At 33.4% G+C, this 854-nt stretch carries 1 protein-coding gene; it reads left to right on the forward strand.

The window, feature by feature from the left end:
• Positions 1–248 (forward strand): hypothetical protein (locus tag ACYVLS_RS08900; protein WP_460323703.1); only part of this gene is annotated, 248 nt, incomplete at its 5' end.
• Positions 249–854 lie beyond the last annotated feature (606 nt).

The following is an 854-nucleotide window of genomic DNA, read 5'->3' on the forward strand; positions in this document are numbered from 1 at the left end:
GAACTCTTCAAGCCATTTTTAAAAGAAAATCAGCTGAATCAAATATCAAAAGCGGCATAATAATCGGTACCAAGTCAATGACACCAAGGGTCAAAGGCTATTTTTTAACTGCAAAACTTGAGTTATTGACGTTACTGATGAAACTAGAATTAAGGTTGAAATCAACCCTCTTCACTATTTTGAGACAAATCAGAGCGTTACAGTATGAACCATTTGCGTATTTCAAAGAATCGTTCGCACCTGGTTAAGTGAAAGAGAGTACAAAAAGACTAATCCACAACTGAATAACCCTAAAAATTTCTGGAAAAAGTCATCCCTTGCGCCAGCAATTGACTTTTTTGGAAATTTTAACGAAAACTACTTGTGATAAAAGTAACAACCTATAAAACCTATTTATTCTAAGTTTTATGCAACACTAGTGAAACTGGATACACTTTAGAAATATAAATTAGAGAATTCAAAATCGTAAATTCTTAATGTCAACAAATCCAGCAATGCGCCTCTGATGATGAAATGTTCAAATTTATGTACTTTGATTAATTGTGAACAAATTTCGAAATGATGTGTTAAAACTATACAAATATTAACCTGAATAATTCATAGTACCTTGTCAGAACAGGCATTTATCCCGCTTTGATAAGGTTTATCAATCTATTCCTTATTCACCCGTTGGGTGAAGAAAAAAATATACAAAAAGAGCACGCTCTATGTTATTGTAAAGTCGACGAAAACAACAAAAACAAGAGGTGTGCTCAATGTCAACTTTACAAGAAAAGCAACTACAATTCAATCCCCATTTGGTTATGTCAAACGATGGCGGTCAATTATCCAATGATTCCGGTCTCCTTTTACTC

It is taken from the genome of Alkalibacterium psychrotolerans (assembly GCF_054784355.1).